Below are 3,852 nucleotides of genomic sequence, written 5' to 3' on the forward strand. Positions count from 1 at the left end.
CCTTCGGCGCGGGCAGCGTCGGGCAGGGCACGGCGGCCCCGGGCGCGGGGGCCGCCGGGGCGGCGCCCGCCGGGGCCGGTGCCCCGGTGACCAGGAGTGCGGCGACGGCGGCTGCCAGGACCTCGGCTCTCATGGAGAGGCACCATACCCAGACGGCAGGCCATCGCCGGGCAGGCCCGGCCCACGGTCGATGTCGCCGGGTGAGATCCGGCGCAGAAAACGCCTGCCCCCATTGAACGATCTTCTGACCGTCTCCGTATCCATGGCCGTCGGGACGGACCGGGCCACTGCCAATGCCGGGGCGACGGGCACCGGGCCTCCCACATCCCCACCGCACCACCGGGCCGCCTCATGGACGCGACGCGTCGACGGCCCGGCGGAGACCAGAGGAGAGGTACATGGCCAGGCCTACGCGGAAGAACGCGGTCCTCAAGCTCGGCGGAGTGGGCGCCCTAGCGGCGCTGCTGCTGGCCGGAGGGCTGCAGCTCGCCTCCGCCGGCGAGAACAGCGGCACGGGCGTCGCCCAGACCGTCAACTGCCCGACCGTACGCGACAAGCTGCCCGCGATCCCGGCCGCGGCGGCTGCCAATGTGGAGCGGGAACTGGTCAATCTGGACGAGGAGATCGCCCGGCAGAACGAGCGCCTGGCGAAGCAGGCGGCCAACCCGCAGGGCGGCCCCAACTTCATCAACAACGCGATTCTCGGTCCGCTGAAGAGCAAGCGCGTCGCGGTGCTGGACCGTATCGAGATTTCCTTCAACCGGGTCGGTGCCCCCCGCCCCGACCTGGACAGCCTCGCCACCTGCACGCTGAACGCCTCGGGTGTCGCCAGCGCCCTCAACAGCTCGGTGAAGGCCACCGCCGGCAAGGCCACTGCCGGCACGGTCGCCGCCGCCCAGACGGTGAACTGCCCGACGCCGCAGATCCCGGCCGTCCCGGCCCAGGCCGCCGCGAACGTTCAGGCCGAACTGGCCCAGCTCGAGAAGCAGATCAGCGAGGCCAACGCCCGCCTGGCCCAGCAGGCAGCCAACCCGCAGGGCGGAGCGAACTTCATCCGCAACGCCATCCTCGGCCCGCTGGCCGACAAGCGGAAGGCCGCCCTGGACCGCATCGAGATCGCCTTCAACCGGGTCGGCGCCACCCGCCCGAACCTCGACAGCTTCGCCACCTGCGGCCTGAACGCCGCCGGGGCGGGCAACGCCGGCAACAACGGCGGTGCCGCGAACACCGGTAACGCCGGCAACGCCGGCAATGGCAACGCCGGTGCCGGCAACGGGAACCGTGCCCAGACCGTGAACTGCCCGACGCCGCAGATCCCGGCCGTCCCGGCCCAGGCCGCCGCGAACGTTCAGGCCGAACTGGCCCAGCTCGACAAGCAGATCAGCGAGGCCAACGCCCGCCTGGCCCAGCAGGCAGCCAACCCGCAGGGCGGAGCGAACTTCATCCGCAACGCCATCCTCGGCCCGCTGGCCGACAAGCGGAAGGCCGCCCTGGACCGCATCGAGATCGCCTTCAACCGGGTCGGCGCCACCCGCCCGAACCTCGACAGCTTCGCCACCTGCGGTCTGAACTGAGTCCTCGCGCCACCTGTGACGGCCCGGCGGGTTCTCCCGCCGGGCCGTCGCGCGCTGGTCGAGCGGGCCGGGAAGACGGCCGCCTCAACCCCGCCCAACTGGCCCGCGCCCGGTCTGCTCCGGCTCAGTTGGCCCGCGCCGAGTCCGCCGGGGACTCTGCCGGACTGGCCGGAGACGCGGATTCACCAGCTTCGAGGGAGGCCGCGGCCTGGCCGGTGGCGGCGAGGTAGCCGTAGAACTCGGCCGAGGCGCGCAGCCGGCGCAGGCTGCGCTGGTGCAGGTCCTGCTCCCGCCGGGCCAGTTCGGCCCTTACCCGCTGCGGCCGGCCGGTGGTACGCATCTCGTCGAGGACCGCCGCGATGATCTCGAACGGGTAGCCGCCTCGGCGCAGCAGCGCCACCACCTGCGCGGCGCGTAGCTCGGCCGCGTCGTACACCCGGTAGCCGGTGCCCGGCGCCCGCACCGGCCGCAGCAGGCCGCGCTGCTCCCAGAGCCGTAGCTGGGAGGTGCGGACGCCGACCAGGTCGGCGACCTCCCCGATCCGCGCGCCGCGACGCGGCGCCGCCACCGCCGGGCTGGCCACCACCGTCTCGAAGGCGCCGAGCACCCGACGGATCTCCGCCCGCTCCCGATCCAGTTCGGCGTGGCCGGCGTCGAGCGCGGCAAGGGCCGCCGCCCACTCTCCCCGGTGCACCGCGGCCATCACCTCCCGGGTACGTGCCCAGCCGTGCCCCTCGGCCATTCGCCGCAGCACGGCGAGGGCGTGCACGTGCACGTCGGTGAGCACCCGGTAGCCGCTCCCGGTCCGGGTGGCCGGCGGCAGCACCCCCTCGTCGAGGTAGTTGCGCACCTGCTGGGTGGAGATTCCGGCAGTGGCCGCGACATCGACCACCCGCCACCGACCGATTCGCACGCAGCCACCGTACCGCTTACCGGAGAATTTGAGACTTTCCGCCCCCTCAAGGGTGTTGGCCTGCGTCATCTGACCGCGAACTCTACACAGGTACTTCAATGAGAAAATGGAAGGCATGCAGCAACCAGCGCGATCCGCCGCCGACAATCACGACGTCATCGAGGTACGGGGTGCCCGGGAGAACAACCTCACCGGGGTCTCGGTCGACATTCCGAAGCGACGGCTCACCGTGTTCACCGGGGTCTCCGGCTCCGGGAAGTCATCCCTGGTCTTCGGCACCATCGCGGCCGAGTCGCGCCGCCTGATCAACGAGACCTACAGCGCCTTCCTCCAGTCCTTCATGCCGAACCTGTCCCGCCCGGACGTGGACTCGTTGCGGAACCTGACCCCGGCGATCGTGGTCGACCAGGAACGAATGGGGGCGAACTCCCGCTCGACGGTCGGCACCGCCACCGACGCGTACGCGATGCTGCGCATCGTGTTCAGCCGCCTCGGCACCCCGCACGTCGGCGGTGCCGGCGCGTTCAGCTTCAACCTCGCCGAGGGGATGTGCCCGGCCTGCGAGGGGCTGGGCCGGGTGTCCGACCTGGACGTGCACGCGATGGTCGACGTGGAACGCTCCCTCAACGACGGGGCGATCCTGGTGCCGAACTTCGCCGTCGACACCTGGTACTGGCAGACCATCGTCGGCTCCGGCCTGTTCGACCCGGACCTCAAGCTCCAGGACTTCACACCGCAGCAGTGGCAGGACTTCCTGCACAAGCCGGCGACGAAGATAAAGGTGGGTAGCAACAACCTGACGTACGAGGGGCTGGCGGTCAAGGTGCGCCGGCTCTACCTGGCCAAGGACCGCGAGTCGATGCAGCCGCACATCCGCGCCTTCGTGGACCGGGCGGTCACCTTCACCACCTGCGCGGACTGCAACGGCGCCCGGCTCAACGCCGCCGCCCTGTCGTCCCGGATCGCCGGCCGTAACATCGCCGACTGTTCCGCCATGCAGATCAGTGACCTGGCCGAGTTCGTCCGCGGCATCGACGACCCTTCGGTGGCGCCGCTGGTCGCCAACCTGCGCGAGACGCTGGAGTCGCTGGTGGAGATCGGGCTTGGCTACCTCAGCCTCGACCGGGAGTCGGCCACCCTCTCCGGCGGCGAGGCGCAGCGGGTGAAGATGGTCCGGCACCTGGGCTCCAGCCTCTCCGACATCACGTACGTGTTCGACGAGCCAACGGTCGGGCTGCACCCGCATGACATCGCCCGGATGAACGGTCTGCTGCTGCGGCTGCGCGACAAGGGCAACACGGTGCTGGTGGTGGAACACAAGCCGGAGACCATCGCGATCGCCGACTACGTGGTCGACCTCGGGCC

Annotated in this window: 2 protein-coding genes and 1 pseudogene; 2 read left to right on the forward strand and 1 reads right to left on the reverse strand. The window is 71.2% G+C overall.

All coding sequences use genetic code 11. The features are described from left to right. The first annotated feature begins 398 nt into the window (after positions 1–398). Complete coding sequence (locus tag E1182_RS29650; protein WP_132271020.1) at positions 399–1,574, forward strand: hypothetical protein; 1,176 nt, start codon at positions 399–401, stop codon at positions 1,572–1,574. Positions 1,575–1,698: 124 nt separating this feature from the next. On the opposite strand, the gene E1182_RS29655 is transcribed toward E1182_RS29650, so the two are convergent. Beyond that, complete coding sequence (locus E1182_RS29655; protein WP_207921572.1) at positions 1,699–2,487, reverse strand: MerR family transcriptional regulator; 789 nt, start codon at positions 2,485–2,487, stop codon at positions 1,699–1,701. Positions 2,488–2,602: 115 nt separating this feature from the next. Between E1182_RS29655 and E1182_RS29660 the strand changes: the two are divergent. Then, positions 2,603–3,852, forward strand: a pseudogene (locus E1182_RS29660) (excinuclease ABC subunit UvrA); the annotation flags it as partial.

This window comes from Micromonospora sp. KC721 (assembly GCF_004348355.1).
In the GTDB taxonomy this organism is placed as follows: domain Bacteria; phylum Actinomycetota; class Actinomycetes; order Mycobacteriales; family Micromonosporaceae; genus Micromonospora.

Coding starts and splice junctions, on each gene's coding strand:
- E1182_RS29650 (WP_132271020.1), top strand. CDS start 399: ATGGCCAGGCCTACGCGGAAGAACGCGGTCCTCAAGCTCGGCGGAGTG.